Genomic DNA, 14,034 nt, shown 5'->3' on the forward strand with positions numbered 1-14,034 from the left:
GGCACGCGCACGCTCACCCGAACCCCCCGTTGCTCTTGAGCAGTTGGCCGTTGACCCACTGTCCTTCCGGTGAGCAGAGAAAGTCCACCAGGTGTGCGGTGTCCCGCGGGGTGCCGAGACGGCCCAGGGGGGTGGCCGCGAGGCAGTGGGCCCGGTCCTCCTCGGACATCCAACCGGTGTCGACGGGACCGGGGTTGACGGCGTTGGCGGTCACGCCCAGGTGGGCGAGTTCATGGGCGGCGGCCAGGGTGATGCGGTCCATCGCGCCCTTGCTCGCCCCGTAGGGCAGGTTGCCCACGGTGTGGTCGCTGGTGAGACCGATGATCCGCCCGGTGCCCGGCGGTGCGGTGAAGCGGCGTCCGAACTCCCGGATCAGCAGCCAGGTCGCCCGGGTGTTGACGGCGAAGTGGCGGTCGAAGCTCTCGACGGTGGTGTCGAACAGGCCGGAGTCCACGGATTCGCAGTGGCTCATGACCAGCGCGGTGACGGGACCGAGCCGGTGCTCCACCTCGTCGAAGACCCGGGCAGGGGTCTCGGGTTCGGCGAGGTCCGCCTCGATGGCGGCGGTGGCGGCACCCCGCTCGGCCAGGAGTCCCTCGATCGTCGCGGTCGCGCCGCGTTCGGTGCCCCAGCTCATGCGTGCGTCGTAGGCGTTCCAGTAGGTGAAGGCGATGTCCCATCCGGAGGCGGCCAGTTGCAGCGCGAGCCCGGCGCCGATGCCGACGGTGCGCCCCACGCCGGTGATCAGGGCGAGCGGACGGGCGGGGGATTCGGTGGGTGTCGTCACGGACTGAGATCGTCCATGTCGGGCGACGGACCGACAACCGCTTTTCCCCGTCGGCTCCGGGCGTGACGTCTCCGGCCACGGAAACGCTGAAAATCGCTCGACTCTGGCACATTCCTGGGCCCCGTGAGCGCGCTTGGCCGAAACTCGCCTTCATATGACTAAAGTTCAATGCCGTCACCGGGGAGTTTCCCTCTTACCCACGGTAATGGCTTGATTTACGCGATCCGCAGCCGTAACCCTTCCTCCACTACCAGCCAGGACTCTGGGGGGAGTTGGCTCATGGAAGGCACCGTCGACGGATTCCGCTACGGCTTGGTGACCCCGGTCGCCGCGTTTGTGATGGCGTGCCTGGGAGGGGCCCTGGGACTGCGCTGCATCGTGCGGACCCTGCTCAGCAACGAGTCGTGGAAGCCGGGCTGGCTGGCCCTCGGCGCTGCCTCGATCGGCTGCGGCATCTGGACGATGCACTTCATCGCCATGATCGGTTTCCAGGTCGTGGAGACCCGGATCCGCTACGACGTCGGGCTCACGGTGCTCAGCCTCGCCGTGGCGATCGTCGTCGTCGGCATCGGCGTGTTCATCGTCGGCTACCGGGGCGCCAGCACCCTGAACCTGTCCTTCGCGGGCGTGATCACCGGGCTCGGCGTGGCGGCCATGCACTACCTCGGCATGGCGGCACTGCACCTGAACGGGACGATCCACTACGACCCCGTGGTCGTCGCGCTCTCCGTGGTCATCGCCGTCGTCGCGGCGACCGCGGCCCTGTGGGCGGCCGTCACCATCCGGGGTTTCCTGACGAGCCTCGGGGCCAGCCTGATCATGGGTGTCGCGGTGACGGGGATGCACTACACGGGCATGTCCGCGGTCAGCGTCCATGTGCACGGCCGTACCGGCGGATCGTGGGCGGGTGACTCACCCACCTCGCTGCTCCTGCCCATGCTGGTGGGTCCGGCGATCTTCCTGCTCCTGGCGGGAGTCGTCGTCATGTTCGACCCGCTGCTGGTGCTCGGCGACGGCGACTGGAACCGCTCGCCGGCCTCGGCCCGTGTCGCCGGCCCGCGGTCCGACTCGCTCTTCGAGCACCCGGAGAACCAGGAGCACCAGCCGCTCCGGGAGGACGAGGCGCCCAGGGTGGTCCAGGCCCGCGCGCCGCAGGATCCGCAGTGGGCCGTGCCCCGCGCCCCGCGAAGGTGACTCCCCCGTCGGGCCGGTTCCAGATCGTTGTTACGGTGCACCGGTGTCTGACTCCTCACGCGATACCGCCGAAGGCGCCGGCTGGGGCTCCGCCCGACTCGGCGAGTACAAGCGGCTGATGCCGCCCAAGGTCGAGAAGATCTCGTGGCTGAACCCGAAGACGCTGTGGGCCGCCCGCAACGGTGTGGTCGCCTCCTGGCTCGGGGACCCCACGGGCCGTACCCGAAACCGCTGGGTGGCCCAGCGCGCGGCGGCCGGCGCACCCGCCGACAAGGTGATCCGGCGCGCGGACCCGGAGCGCTTCTCCTTCATGGTCATCGGCGACACCGGCGAGGGCGACGACCCCCAGTACGCCGTCGTACCAGGGTTTCTGAGGATCAGTCAGGACACCAGGTTCGCGGTCGTCGCCAGTGACGTGATCTACCCCGTGGGCAGCGCGGACGACTACGACACCAAGTTCTTCCGCCCCTATCAGGACTATCCGGCGCCGATCTACGCGATACCCGGCAACCACGACTGGTACGAGGGCCTCGGCGCGTTCATGCGAGTCTTCTGCGACGACGCACCGCCCCTCGATCCCGAACCTCGGGCCCGCCCCCTCAGCCGCGCCTGGCTGCGCTCGCTGCTGTGGCACCGACCTCGCCCCCAGGACGGTCAACGCCTCGACCAGGCACGCCAGTTGCGTGCGGCCCCGGCACAACGGGCCGTCCAGCCGGGCCCGTACTGGGCCGTCGACGCGGGCCCGCTGCGCATCATCGGCATCGACACCGGACTGCTCGGCACCATCGATGCCGAACAGGGCGCGTGGCTGCGCGAGGTCGCGCAGGGCCCCCGTCCGAAGATCCTCATCACCGGCTCGCCCCTGTACGTGGACGGCGAGCACCACCCCTGCGCCATCGAGGGCGGCGGCACGGTCGACGAGATCGTGCGCGCCCCGGAGCACCGCTTCGTCGCGGCGATAGGCGGCGACATCCACAACTACCAGCGCTACCCGGTCGACGTGGACGGCAGGACCGTCCAGTACGTCGTCTCGGGCGGCGGCGGCGCGTTCATGCACGCCACCCACACCATCCCCCGGGTGTCGATCGCCGACGTCACCGAACAGGACTTCCGGTGCTATCCGCTGCGTGGCGACTCGCTGGCCTTCTACAGCAGGCTCTACGGCCGCCGACTGCATCTGCGCAGGTTCTTCACCCTGACCGAGGCCGAGGCCACCGCGGTGATCGCGGAGCGGCTCGGCATCCCGCCCACCCGGCTCCCCGGCGAGCCCGCCCGGGTCACCTTCCGCACCCGCCTCGTCGCGAGTCTCCTGGGCGCCGGCGGCCGGCCCGACCGCACCTCACGGTTCCGGCTCCCGGTGCGCAAGATCTACACCCAGCTGTTCTCGCCGAGCTCGGCGACCTACAGCCCGCCGTTCTTCAAGTGCTTCCTGCGGCTGGACGTCACGCCGGAGGCCGTGCATCTGCGCTGCTTCGCGGCCACCGGCAATCTCGCCCAGGAGGTCGAACCGCCCGTCGAGGACGAGGTGATCATTCCGCTGCGCTGACGGGGGAACACGGTGGACGGCTCGGGAGTTGCCACAGCAGAACTACTTGATACATCAAGCTTCCCGGAGGAGCCCGTGCCGTCCACCCCCCGCCCCCTGCGCAAGCTGGGCTTCCTGACCATCGGACTGTTCGACGAGTCGGATCCGCGACGCGGCCACGAGTCGACGCTGGAGATCATCGAACTCGGTGAGCGGCTCGGCTTCGACAGCGCCTGGCTGCGCCACCGCCATCTCCAGTACGGCATCTCCTCCCCGGTCGCCGTCATGGCGGCGGCCTCGCAGCGCACCCGCCGCATCGAGCTGGGCACGGCCGTCATTCCGCTGGGCTGGGAGAACCCGCTGCGGCTGGCCGAGGACCTGGCGACCGTGGACGTCCTGTCCGGGGGCCGGATCAACCCGGGTGTGAGCGTGGGCCCGCCGATGCACTTCGACGACGTCAAGGGGGCGCTGTACCCGGACACGGCCGACGCCGAGGACTTCTCCTACGAGCGGGTGCGGCGCCTCCTGGACCTGGTGCGCGGCAAGCCGGCGAGCGATTTCAGCGGAGCGCGGGGATTCGAGGTCTTCTCCGACCGGGTCCAGCCGCACTCCCCCGGCCTGGGCCGGCGGCTCTGGTACGGCGGCGGCAGCCTGCGGTCGGCGAGCTGGGCGGGCGAGCACGGCATGAACTTCCTGACCAGCAGTGTCGTCAAGGCGGAGGCGCCCGAGGGGCCGTACGACTTCGCCGAGATCCAGCTCTCCCACATCCGCGCCTTCCGCGCCGCCCACCCCGACGGCGAGCAGGCCCGTGTCTCACAGGGCCTCGTCGTCATCCCCACCGACTCCGCGTCGCCCGAGCAGCGGGCCAGGTACGAGGAGTACGCGGCGAAGCGCACCCCTCGTACGGCCGCGCCCCAGGGCCCGGCCCGGATGATGTTCGCGCCCGACATCGTCGGCACGTCCCAGGAGATCGCCGAACGCCTCCAGGCACACACCGCGTTCCGCGAGGTGGACGAGGTGGCCTTCGCCCTCCCGTTCACCTTCGAACACGAGGACTACGTACAGATCCTGACGGACATGGCAACGAAGCTGGGCCCGGCGATTGGGTGGCGGCCGGGGGCGTAGATCTGTTCGAGCACCTGGTCCTGGGCCTGCCAGGGCGGCGGTCCGGACCCTGAGTCCGCTCGGGGCGCCCGTGGCGTGGGCCCGCTCGGGCGCCCGGGGCTCTGCGTCTCGGATGCGCTCTGGGCCTGGTTCTCTTCGGGCGCGTCCGAGGCCCAGCCCTGCTCAGGGGCGGCCCAGGCCCCAGGCCCACTCGGGCTCTCAGCGCCCAGGTCTCCTCAGGAACCGCCGGAGGCAGGCCCCGTCACCACCGTCCCGCCTCCGTCCCCGTGATCGCCTCCGATGTCCTGCCGTCCACGCCCACCGGCACGTCCCCGGCCAGCATCACCCGGTGCATGGTGCGGGGGAAGTCCAGGTGGGCGTTGTCGCTGGGGGCCAGGTGGATGGTGGCGCGGTTGTCCCAGAAGGCCACGCTGCCCGGTTCCCATCGGAAGCGGACCGTGTACTCGGGGCGCACCGCCTGTTCGAGGAGCATGTCGAGCACGGCTCGGCTCTCGGCGCGGGAGAGGCCCGCGATCTGCTCGACGTAGTAGCCGTTGACGTAGAGGATCCGCTCCCCCGTCTCGGGATGGACCCGCACCAGCGGGTGCACGGAGGCCACCTGGTGGTCCAGCAGATGCCGGACGTAGGCGTCGTCCCCGGGACGGGGCTGGTAGCCGACGCCGAGCCGGTGCTCCGCGCGGAGCCCGTCGACGAACGCCCGCATCGGTCCGGAGAGTCCGGCGTAGGCGGCGGCGAGGTTGGACCACTGGGTGTCGCCGCCGTACGGCGGGACCGTCTCGGCGCGCAGGATCGTCGCGGCGGGCGGGTCGACGCGGGCACCGTGGTCGCAGTGCCAGCCGCGCAGCAACGTGTGCCGCCGGCGCCGCAGCCACTCCTCGTGCTCCATGCCGAACTTCCCGCCCAGCTCCAGCCGGTCGGCCGTCGTCTCGACCTCGGGGAAGTCCGCGGGCGACGCACCGCCCCGCTTGCGCAGCACGACGGGCTCACCGAACCGGCGGGCGAAGGCCACGTGCCCGGTGTGGTCGAGCTTCTGCCCGCGGAAGAACACCACCTTCCAGCGCAGCACCGCGGCCCGGATCGCGGCGACCACCGAGTCGTCGAGGTCGTCCGCGAGATCGACGCCGGTGATCTCGGCCCCGATGTGCCCGGCGACCGGGTTCACCTCGATTCCCGGGTCCCGCTCCGCCGTGCCCTTGTCCGTCGTCATGCATGCTCCGTAGCTCGCCGTGTCCGTGGTGCGACCGCAGGTCCACGCCCCGCGGGGCGTGTCACCCATGGTTGACTTCCCACCGTGGCGACTTCCTCAACTCCCCGGGAACCGAGCGCGTTCGTACGGCGCCTCCCCACGGGCGAGCGGCTGCCCCTGCCCGCCGACTCGGTGCCCGCCTGGGAGACGTTCCCCTTCGAGGGCGATCTCCAGGTCAGGCCCTTGCAGCCCCCCGTCCTGCCCGAACCCGACCGCCACGGGGAGAACGGCCCCGAGCAGTGCCGCACCTGCCTCAAGCCGGTCACGGAGGCGCTGTGGGCCGACGACCACTGGCGCCTGGACGCGATCGGCACCGAGTCCAGGCTCCCGGCCGTCGTCCTGCTGCAACCCCGCGGCCACCACGACCTGGCCGACCTCCCCGCCGAGCGCGCGGCAGAACTCGGCCCCCTGCTCCAGCGGGCGGAGCGGGCCCTTCTCTGCCTCGACGGGGTCGCCCGGGTCCACGTCAACCGCTGGGGTGACGGCGCCGCGCATCTGCACTTCTGGCTGCTGGCCCGTCCGGCGGGGCTGCTCCAGCTGCGCGGCACCTTCCTCCCCGTGTGGGAGGAACTCCTGCCGCCCGTCCCCGACGAGGAGCGGCGGCAGGCCCACCTGCTGATCGCCGAGTCGATGGCCGCGGAAGGCGGCACGGCCTACGCGCTCACTCCCTGAGCCCCTGCGCATTCCCTGAGCCCTGCTCGCTCCCCGAGCCTGCACCCCCCTCCTGCTCACCCGGCGAGCCCGCACTCCCCGAGCCCCTCCCCACCCCCCGAGCTCCTCCGCCGTCGCCGTGCGCTCAATCCACTCCCCTCACCTGAAGCACCCTTCACCTAACTCGTTAAAGGTCAAGTCTCCCCGCACCTTGACACGGCACTGACACGCTCACATCATCTGGGGCATCCCTTGCCGACTAACACGAGTTAGGCCCTGTTGGATGACCGACTCGCACGTCACCCGTCGCACCCTGCTGCGGTACGGCGCCTACGGTGCGGGCGCCGCCGCGCTCGCCGGTACCGCCGCGAGCTGGGACCGGCTCACCGGAGCCGACATTCCCGGACGCGACGACGGCTCCCTCGTCGTCGCCACCCTGGGACCCGCCTACGGCCCCGAGGCGATCCGCACGCTCACCGAGGGCTTCAAGAAGGTCCACCCCGACATCAAGCTGCGGATCAACGCCGTGCAGGCCACCGACTGGTCGGACTTCTTCGCGAAGATCCTCACCCAGATCGCGGCCGGCACCGCCCCCGACCTCGTCTACGTCGCCACCGAGGGAGTCCAGCTGTTCGCGCAGCGCCTGGGTGTCGCCCTCGACAGGTGGGTGAAGCGGGACGCGGCCGAACTGCGCGAGTACTTCGCCGACGTCCACCCGTCGCTGGTGGAGTCGATGATGTACGAGGGCAGCCTCTACCAGCTCCCGGTCGAGTTCAACGCGGCCGACATGTACCTCAACCACCAGGTGCTCAAGCGGGCGGCCGCGGGCTTCCCGGCCGCCGACTGGACCCGTGACGACTTCACCGAACTCCTGCGGGACATGAAGAAGTCGAGCGGCTCGCAGTTCACGCCCTACTTCTGGACCAACCGCCTCTGGGGCGGGGTCGTCCCCTGGCTCTTCGCCAACGGCACCAACCTGCTCGCCGAGTCGAAGGCCCCGGGCGGCGCGTGGCTGTGGGACGGCTTCTATACGAGCGCCGAGCGCCAGGGCCGCGGAGGCGGCTTCCGGTGGACGACGCCCCAGGCCACGGACGCGCGGGTCGAGGAGGCGTACGACTATCTCGCCTCCCTCATCCAGGAGGACCTGTGCACCCGCCCCGAGGGCGGCAACGGCCAGAACCTCATCGGGGTGTTCTCCACGGGCCGCGTCGGCGTGACCCCGGCAGGCGGTTTCTGGGCGGGCGGTCTGCATCTCGCCGGCATGCGGCCCGGCAGTTTCGACGTGCAGTACTTCCCGCGCTGGCGCACCCAGCGCATGCAGTTCGGCGCGGCCGGCTACGCGCTGCTGCGCACGTCGAGGATGCAGGACGAGGCCTGGGAGTTCATCAAGTTCGCGGCCCGCCGGGACACCCTGATGCGGCTGTTCGAGACCAACCAGACCACCCCGGCCCGCCGTTCGATGCTCACCGCGGACCGCTACCGGGAGACCGGCCCCCGGCACTGGCAGGTCTTCTACGACACCCTCGACAAGTTCCCCGACACCGGGCCGATCCCGGCGCCGCCGCAGGTCGCGGAGGTGGAGCAGGTACTGCTCAAGCACACCGGGACCGCCCTGTCCTCGCGGCGCTCGGTGGGCCCCGCGCTGCGCCGGATGCAGCGCGATCTGGAGAAGGCCATGGAGCGTGACGTATGACGAACACCCAGGTACCCGACGTGCGACCGCCCCGCGCCACGGCCGCGAGTGCTCCCGCCGACGTCCCCGCGCGGTCCTCGGCCCGGGACCGCGGGACCCGGCTGCTGGCCACGCTGTTCCTGGCCCCGACGATCGTCGGCATCGTGGTCTTCACGGTCGTGCCGATCGTCGGCTCGCTGGTGCTGAGCCTCTTCCACTGGAACGTGATCGACTCGCCGAGGTGGGCCGGGGCCGCCAACTACCGTGAGGTGTTCACCGATTCGACGGTGCTGGTGTCCTTCCGCAACACGCTCGTCTTCATGGTGCTCGCGGTGGCGCTCCAGCTGCTGATCGCCCTGACGCTGGCGCTCGCGGTGAACGGGCGGATGCCGATGTGGCTGCGCTCGGTGTTCCGTTCGGCGTTCTTCTTCCCGCTGGTGCTGTCGGCGGCGTCGATCTCGGTGGTGATGAAGTACCTGTTCAACCAGGACTTCGGGGTCGTCAACTGGGCGCTCGGGCTGATCGGGATCGCCCCGGTGCCGTGGCTGACGTCGGAGAACTCTGCGATGGCGGCGGTGATCCTGGTCTATGTCTGGCAGCAGTTCGGCTTCTCGTTCCTGCTGTTCGTGGGCGGGCTGAACAACATCCCCAAGGAGATCCACGAGGCGGCCTCCCTCGACGGGGCGACCGGCCTGCGCAAGCACCTGCACGTGACGCTGCCGCTGCTGTCGCCGACGCTGCTGGTCGCGACCGTGGTCGGGGTCATCAACGCGCTCCAGGTCTTCGAGCAGCCGTACGTGCTGACCGACGGCGGCCCCGGCGACTCCACCCGCACCGTCGTGATGGTCATCTACGAGTCGGCGTTCGAGCAGCTGCGCTTCGGCGAGGCGTCCGCGGTGGGCGTGCTGCTGTTCGTGCTGATCATGGCGGTCACCGCCCTCCAGTTCCGGCTCAGCCGGCGTTTCGTCCACTACCAGTGAGCCGGGTGAACTCCCCATGAGCCAAGCCACTTTGACCATGAACCGGACCCGGCACGCACTCGCGCCCTGGGCGCGGATCGCCGGTCTGACCCTGTGCGCCCTGCTGACCCTCGGCCCGGTCATCTGGACGGTCTCCACGTCCCTGCGCACCCCGGCGGAGTCCTTCGACCTGCCGCCGAGAATCATCCCGACGCATCCGACGGCCGAGTCGTACCGCGGGGTCTTCGACCAGATCGACGTGTGGCTGCTGGCCCTCAACTCGACGCTGGTGACCGCCCTGATCGCGGTGGGCCAGATGGTCACCGCGGGGCTGGCCGGGTACGCCTTCGCCCGCCTCGAGTTCCGTTTCAAGAAGCCGCTGTTCGGGCTGGTGCTCGCGACCATGATGGTGCCCTTGCAGGTCACGATCGTGCCGGTGTTCCTGGTGCTGAAGTCGATGCACCTGACCGACACCCTGCTCGGGCTGATCATCCCGGCCTTCCCGACCGCCTTCGGCACCTTCCTGATGCGCCAGTACTTCCTGGGCATGCCCAAGGACCTGGGCGAGGCGGCGATGCTGGACGGCGCCGGGCCCTGGCGGACCTTCCGGTCGGTGTACGCGCCGCTGGCCACGCCCGGCCTCGCGATCGTCGGCGTCCTCGCCTTCAACTACCACTGGAACGAGTTCTTCCGGCCACTGATCCTGGAGACCTCCGGCCAGAACTACACCCTTCCGCTCGGCCTGGTCTCCCTCCAGGGCAACCTCGGCACCGGCTCCATCTCGGTGGTCCTGGCCGGTGTCGTGCTCTCGATGATCCCCGCCGTGGCCGTGTTCCTCGTCGGCCAGCGCCCTCTCCGCGAGGGCATCACCTCCGCAGGAGTCAACCGTTGACGCACGACCGCAACGCCCCGCGCTTCCGGGTCCGTCCACCCGCCCACTGGGTCAACGACCCCAACGGACCGTTCCGTTGGCGCGGCCGGTACCACCTCTTCTACCAGCACAACCCGGAAGCACCCCGGCACACCGACGTCCACTGGGGTCATGTCTCCAGCCCGGACCTCGCGCACTGGGAACACCATCCCCTCGCCCTCACCCCGACGCCGGGCGGCCCGGACGAGGCGGGCTGCTGGTCGGGGTGCGTGGTGGACGACGACGGCGTGCCGACCGCCGTGTACACGGGCGTCGACCGCCGGCACACCGGTCTCGGCACGATCTGCCTGGCCCGGGCGGTCGTACCGGACGACGAGACGCTCACCGACTGGAAGCCGCTGCCCGCACCGGTGGTCAGCGGCCCCCCGCCCGGGCTCGACGTGGTGATGTTCCGGGACCCGTTCCTCTTCCGCGAGCAGGGCCGCCGCCGGGCACTGGTCGGTGCCGCGCACGCCGACGGGACGCCGTCGGTCCTGCTGTACGACTGCGAGGATCTGCTCGACTGGCGGTTCACCGGCGTCTTCCTCGACGGCCGGGACCCGGTCGCCGCCGAGGTGCTGGGTGACAAGGCGACCGGCTGGGAGTGCCCCGCGCTGTTCGAGACGCCCGGCGGGGACTGGGTCCTGGTGGTGTCGCTCTGGGACGGATCGCCGCTCCGGACCGCGTATCTGACGGGCCGGGTGGAGTCCGGGCGGTTCGTGCCGCGCGGCGGGGGCCGGCTCGACCTCGGCCGCGACCTCTACGCGGCCACCGTGCTCCAGGAGTCCGGGCGGACTCTGCTGTGGGGCTGGTCCTGGGAGGCGCGCGAGCAGGAGGAGGTGGACCGGGCCGGGTGGGCGGGGGTCCTCACCGCACCCCGCGTCATGGACGTCGGTCCGGACGGAACACTGCGCGTGGCCCCCGCCCCCGAGCTCCAACTCCTGCGCGCCGCCGAGCCGTTCGCCACGGACCCCGGTGTCCGGGTGCCACTGCCCGGGGCCTACGACCTGACGGTCACCGCCCGCTCCCGCACCACCGTGTCCCTGGCCCGCTCGGCGTCGGGGGCGGAGCTGACGGTGGGGCTGGACCCGGTGGAAGGCAGGGTGACTCTGGACCGCGACGGCTGGCCGCGCACCGGCGGACAGGGACCGGTCACCCTTGGTCCTCCCCCTGCCGACGGCGGGGCAGTGACCGTCCGGCTCCTCGTCGACGGCTCGCTGTTCGAACTCTTCGTCGACGACCGCGCGAGTGTCACCGAGCGGATCTACTGGCGTTCCGACGACGTGACCGAGCTCCTGGTCATGGGCGAGGACGTCCAGGTCACCGGATGGGAGCAGGTCCCACCGACGAGCGGGTGATCACCGGGCAGGCGAGGCGCCGTACCGTCGCGGGCGGCGTCCTGCCGGTGTCGATGGCGTCCAGGAGCAGCCGGGCGGCCGCCTCGCCCATCGCCCGGTGCGGCAGCGCGACCGAGGTGAGGGGCGGGTCGAGGAAGGCGGCCATGTGCTCCTGGTCGTCGTAGCCGACCACCGAGAGGTCGTCGGGGACGGTGAGACCGAGCCGGGTCGCGGCGTGCAGGGCGCCGGCCGCGACCCGGTCGTTGTAGCAGAAGATCCCGGTGGGGCGCCGGTCCGCCGGGACACCGTCGAGGAGCCGGGTGGCGCCCTCGTGGCCGCCGGAGATCTCGCCGCCGGTGCGGACGATCCACTCCTTGGGGACGGTGATCCCCTCGGCGCGCAGCGCGTCCCGGAAGCCCCGCAGCCGCTCCACGGACGCGATGTCGTCCTGGCCCCCGACCAGCGCGATCCTGCGGTGCCCCTGGTCGAGGAGGAGCCGGGCCGCCGTACGGCCGCCGGCCCGCTCGGCGGGGACGACGGACGGCAGGGAGTCGTCGTCGGGCACGCAGTTGGCGAGCACCGAGTGGGTGCGGTGCAGGCCCTCGGGGACCCGGACCCGGCGCAGGGACATGGCCGCGTAGATGATGCCGTCCACGCGCCGGTCGAGGAGTTCGGCGACGGCGGCGTCCTCCTTGGCGCGGTCGCCGCCGGAGTCGACGGTCAGGACCAGGTGGTCGCTGTCCCAGGCCGTCTCCATGGCCCCGCGCAACAGCCGCCCCGCGAACGGCGAGGAGGCGATCTCGTCGGTGACCAGGCCGATCACGGCCGTACGGCGGCGGCGCAGGCCGCGGGCGACGGGGTCGGGGCGGTAGCCGAGCTCGGCCGCGGCCTCACGGATGCGTTCCTGGGTGGCGGGCGAGAGGTTGCCCTCGGCGCGGCCGTTGAACACGAAGGAGACCGCCGTGTGGGACACACCGGCGAGCCGGGCGACGTCCCGTGACGTGGCCCGCCCGGATCCCGCCGACCGCTGCTCCTCGGTGCTTCCCATGCCGTCCGCTGTCCTCGTCCCCGCCCGTCAGGTTGATCACCGCTCACCCTATCCGTGAGGCTGGAGGCACGACACAGTCAAGGGAAGGTCCGCACGTGATCAGCATCCCGACGCACACGCTGAACGACGGCACGAAGATCCCCGCCCTCGGGCTCGGCACCTGGCCGATGGACGACGCCGAGGCGGAGCGGGCCGTCGGCGCCGCCCTGGAGAGCGGCTACCGGCTCGTCGACACGGCGACGAACTACCGCAACGAGACCGGTGTCGGCCGAGGCGTGGCCGGCAGCGGGGTCCCACGCGAGGAGGTCGTCGTGACGACGAAGCTCCCGGGCCGCCATCACGGCTACGAGGAGACCCTTGCGTCCTTCGAGGAGTCCCGGGCCCGCCTCGACCTGGAGTACGTGGACCTGTACCTGATCCACTGGCCGCTCCCCCGCGTCGACAAGTACGTCGACTCCTGGAAGGCCATGGTCAAGCTCCGGGAGGACGGTCTGGTGCGGTCGATCGGGGTCTCCAACTTCACGGCGGCCCACATCGAGCGGCTGGAGAAGGAGACCGGGGTCCTGCCGGCCGTCAACCAGATCGAGCTGCACCCCCTCTTCCCGCAGGAGGAGCTGCGCGCGTACCACGCCGACAAGGGGATCGTGACCGAGAGCTGGAGCCCGCTGGGCCAGGGATCGGACCTGCTGGACGACCCGGCCGTGGCCGCCGTGGCCCGGGCCCACGAGGTCACCCCGGGGCAGGCGGTGCTGCGCTGGCACGTGCAGCTCGGGGCGCTGCCGATCCCGAAGTCCGGCGACCGGGACCGGCAGCGCGCGAACCTCGACGTCTTCGGCTTCGAGCTGACCGAGGCGGAGATGGCGGCGCTCACCGACCGCACGCACCGGCGCCTGGGCGGGGACCCGGAGACCCACGAGGAGTTCTGAGCCGCCGGAGGGGCACTCGGGGTGCATGAACGAGCGTCTGCGGGACTACCACGGCAAGCGGGACTTCGGCCGGACGGGTGAGCCCGAGGGCCGGGGCGGGCCCGTGGGTGCGGAGCCGCGGTTCGTCGTGCAGATCCACGACGCGAGCACGATGCACTTCGACTTCCGGCTCCAGGTCGGTGACGTGCTGAAGTCCTGGTCGGTCCCCAAGGGCCCCTCCGATCTCCCCAAGGACAAGCGGCTCGCCGTGCCGACGGAGGACCATCCGCTGGAGTACGAGGAGTTCGAGGGAGTGATCCCGGCGGGTGAGTACGGCGGCGGCACGGTGATCGTGTGGGACCACGGCACGTACGAGCCCCTCAGCCACGACCGCAGGGGGAACCCCGTCGACTTCGCGGAGTCCCTGGAGCAGGGGCACGCCACGTTCCGCCTCCACGGGACGAAGCTGCGGGGCGAGTACGCCCTCACCCGGTTCCGTGAGAACAACTGGCTGCTGGTCCGGACCACGAAGGGCCCGTCCCGCGGCCACGGCACCCCGGATCCCCACCGCGCCCGCTCGGCTCGCACGGGCCGCACCCTCGCCCAGGTCGCGGTGCAGGGGGACGACGACTGAGCGGCGGGGGCGTTGCGGTCCCCTGCTCGGCCGGGGCCGGA

At 71.3% G+C, this 14,034-nt stretch carries 13 protein-coding genes; 10 read left to right on the forward strand and 3 right to left on the reverse strand.

The window, feature by feature from the left end:
* Window positions 1-13: 13 nt before the first annotated feature.
* A complete protein-coding gene (locus IF54_RS0132045) occupies window positions 14-787 on the reverse strand; it encodes an SDR family oxidoreductase (protein WP_030325153.1) in 774 nt (257 codons plus the stop codon).
* Window positions 788-1,066: 279 nt separating this feature from the next.
* On the opposite strand from IF54_RS0132045, the gene IF54_RS0132050 reads away from it, so the two are divergent.
* The 3 genes from IF54_RS0132050 to IF54_RS0132060 all read left to right on the forward strand — a co-directional run bounded on the left by IF54_RS0132050 (window position 1,067) and on the right by IF54_RS0132060 (window position 4,631).
* Window positions 1,067-1,981 (forward strand): MHYT domain-containing protein, encoded by a 915-nt coding sequence (locus IF54_RS0132050; RefSeq protein WP_030325155.1) that lies wholly within the window; start codon window positions 1,067-1,069, stop codon window positions 1,979-1,981.
* 43 nt (window positions 1,982-2,024) lie between these two features.
* Window positions 2,025-3,527 (forward strand): metallophosphoesterase family protein, encoded by a 1,503-nt coding sequence (locus IF54_RS0132055; RefSeq protein WP_030325156.1) that lies wholly within the window; start codon window positions 2,025-2,027, stop codon window positions 3,525-3,527.
* A gap of 75 nt (window positions 3,528-3,602) precedes the next feature.
* Window positions 3,603-4,631 carry an LLM class flavin-dependent oxidoreductase gene (locus IF54_RS0132060; RefSeq protein WP_030325157.1) on the forward strand — a complete coding sequence of 343 codons (1,029 nt, stop codon included), beginning with the start codon at window positions 3,603-3,605 and terminating at the stop codon, window positions 4,629-4,631.
* Between the two features lie 241 nt (window positions 4,632-4,872).
* Here the strand turns inward: IF54_RS0132060 and IF54_RS0132065 are convergent, their stop codons facing one another.
* Complete coding sequence (locus IF54_RS0132065) at window positions 4,873-5,838, reverse strand: TauD/TfdA dioxygenase family protein (RefSeq protein WP_030325158.1); 966 nt, start codon at window positions 5,836-5,838, stop codon at window positions 4,873-4,875.
* Window positions 5,839-5,922: 84 nt separating this feature from the next.
* Between IF54_RS0132065 and IF54_RS0132070 the strand changes: the two genes are divergently transcribed.
* The 5 genes from IF54_RS0132070 (at window position 5,923) to IF54_RS0132090 (ending at window position 11,427) form a co-directional block, all read left to right on the forward strand.
* The gene (locus IF54_RS0132070) at window positions 5,923-6,549 is read left to right on the forward strand and encodes a hypothetical protein (protein WP_030325159.1); all 627 of its coding nucleotides are present in this window, start codon (window positions 5,923-5,925) and stop codon (window positions 6,547-6,549) included.
* 262 nt (window positions 6,550-6,811) lie between these two features.
* Window positions 6,812-8,221, forward strand: a complete 1,410-nt coding sequence (locus IF54_RS0132075) for an extracellular solute-binding protein (protein WP_030325160.1) — start codon at window positions 6,812-6,814, stop codon at window positions 8,219-8,221.
* Window positions 8,218-9,180, forward strand: a complete 963-nt coding sequence (locus IF54_RS0132080; protein WP_030325163.1) for a carbohydrate ABC transporter permease — start codon at window positions 8,218-8,220, stop codon at window positions 9,178-9,180. Before IF54_RS0132075 ends, IF54_RS0132080 begins: the two co-directional genes overlap by 4 nt.
* 16 nt (window positions 9,181-9,196) lie before the next feature.
* Window positions 9,197-10,051, forward strand: coding sequence for a carbohydrate ABC transporter permease (locus IF54_RS0132085; RefSeq protein WP_030325164.1), 855 nt, complete (start codon window positions 9,197-9,199; stop codon window positions 10,049-10,051).
* Window positions 10,048-11,427: a glycoside hydrolase family 32 protein gene (locus IF54_RS0132090; RefSeq protein ID WP_030325167.1), complete on the forward strand. Its 1,380-nt coding sequence runs from the start codon at window positions 10,048-10,050 to the stop codon at window positions 11,425-11,427. Before IF54_RS0132085 ends, IF54_RS0132090 begins: the two co-directional genes overlap by 4 nt.
* Here the strand turns inward: IF54_RS0132090 and IF54_RS0132095 are convergent.
* A complete protein-coding gene (locus IF54_RS0132095; RefSeq protein WP_030325169.1) occupies window positions 11,390-12,454 on the reverse strand; it encodes a LacI family DNA-binding transcriptional regulator in 1,065 nt (354 codons plus the stop codon). The genes IF54_RS0132090 and IF54_RS0132095 overlap by 38 nt on opposite strands.
* Window positions 12,455-12,549: 95 nt before the next feature.
* On the opposite strand from IF54_RS0132095, the gene IF54_RS0132100 reads away from it, so the two are divergent.
* Both IF54_RS0132100 and IF54_RS0132105 read left to right on the forward strand, forming a co-directional pair.
* Window positions 12,550-13,380, forward strand: a complete 831-nt coding sequence (locus IF54_RS0132100; RefSeq protein ID WP_030325173.1) for an aldo/keto reductase — start codon at window positions 12,550-12,552, stop codon at window positions 13,378-13,380.
* 25 nt (window positions 13,381-13,405) lie between these two features.
* Window positions 13,406-13,993 carry a DNA polymerase ligase N-terminal domain-containing protein gene (locus tag IF54_RS0132105; protein WP_030325175.1) on the forward strand — a complete coding sequence of 196 codons (588 nt, stop codon included), beginning with the start codon at window positions 13,406-13,408 and terminating at the stop codon, window positions 13,991-13,993.
* Window positions 13,994-14,034: the final 41 nt, after the last annotated feature.

The organism is Streptomyces sp. NRRL B-3229, from assembly GCF_000719505.1.
GTDB classification, from domain to species: domain Bacteria; phylum Actinomycetota; class Actinomycetes; order Streptomycetales; family Streptomycetaceae; genus Streptomyces; species Streptomyces griseorubiginosus.

Excerpts from the sequence above, each read along its gene's own strand:
- IF54_RS0132105 (WP_030325175.1), top strand. The coding sequence starts at position 13,406 with ATGAACGAGCGTCTGCGGGACTACCACGGCAAGCGGGACTTCGGCCGG.
- IF54_RS0132080 (WP_030325163.1), top strand. The coding sequence starts at position 8,218 with ATGACGAACACCCAGGTACCCGACGTGCGACCGCCCCGCGCCACGGCC.
- IF54_RS0132075 (WP_030325160.1), top strand. The coding sequence starts at position 6,812 with ATGACCGACTCGCACGTCACCCGTCGCACCCTGCTGCGGTACGGCGCC.
- IF54_RS0132050 (WP_030325155.1), top strand. The coding sequence starts at position 1,067 with ATGGAAGGCACCGTCGACGGATTCCGCTACGGCTTGGTGACCCCGGTC.
- IF54_RS0132085 (WP_030325164.1), top strand. The coding sequence starts at position 9,197 with ATGAGCCAAGCCACTTTGACCATGAACCGGACCCGGCACGCACTCGCG.
- IF54_RS0132065 (WP_030325158.1), bottom strand. The coding sequence starts at position 5,838 with ATGACGACGGACAAGGGCACGGCGGAGCGGGACCCGGGAATCGAGGTG.
- IF54_RS0132095 (WP_030325169.1), bottom strand. The coding sequence starts at position 12,454 with ATGGGAAGCACCGAGGAGCAGCGGTCGGCGGGATCCGGGCGGGCCACG.